The sequence below is a fragment of the Leucobacter sp. M11 genome (genome assembly GCF_035726885.1).
Taxonomy (GTDB): Bacteria; Actinomycetota; Actinomycetes; order Actinomycetales; family Microbacteriaceae; genus JAPFRB01.
Window position 1 is genome coordinate 479,922 of record NZ_JAPFRB010000004.1, and the last position, 696, is coordinate 480,617.

General features: G+C 71.1%; 1 protein-coding gene. It reads right to left on the bottom strand.

Going from position 1 to position 696, the window contains the following annotated elements:
* Positions 1 to 696 (bottom strand): Na+/H+ antiporter NhaA (locus tag OOT08_RS14460; protein ID WP_325093676.1); only part of this gene is annotated, 696 nt, incomplete at both ends.

Genomic DNA, 696 nt, shown 5'->3' on the forward strand with positions numbered 1-696 from the left:
GGTCCTGGAACGCGGCCGCGCCGCCGGTGAGGGCAACGCCCGAGGCGAAGAAGGCGAAGATCGGCACGGCGAAGCCGGTCGACAGGGGACGGAAGCGGTGCTCCATCACCTCGGCCAGGCCGCGGCCCGGGGAGGAGTCGCGGCGTTTCACGGGCACCGTGAAGGCGAGCAGCACCCCGGCCACGGTCGCGTGGATCCCGGAGCCGTGCACGAGGGCCCAGGCGACCACGCCGATGGGGAGCAGGATGAGCCAGGCACCCCAGCTGGACGTGGCAAACCACGACTGGAAGCGGTTCGCGAGCACCGCGTAGAGCGCGATCGGCACGACGGCCGCGATGAGGAGCAGGAAGTTCAGGTCGCTCGTGTAGAAGATGGCGATGATGCCGATGGCGACGAGGTCGTCCACGACGGCGAGCGTGAGGAGGAACATCCGCAGCGCCGGGGGGAGCCGGGGGGCGATGATCGCGAGCACGGCGACGGCGAAGGCGATGTCGGTCGCGGTCGGGATGGCCCAGCCGTGCACGCTGGCCTGGCCCCAGTTGATCGCGGCGTAGAGCACCGCGGGGATGGCGACGCCGCCGAGGGCGGCCGCCACGGGCACGATCGCGGTCTTCGGGTTGCGGAGGTCGCCCTCCACGAACTCGCGCTTGAGCTCGAGCCCGACCATGAAGAAGAAGATCGCGAGCAGGCCGTCGG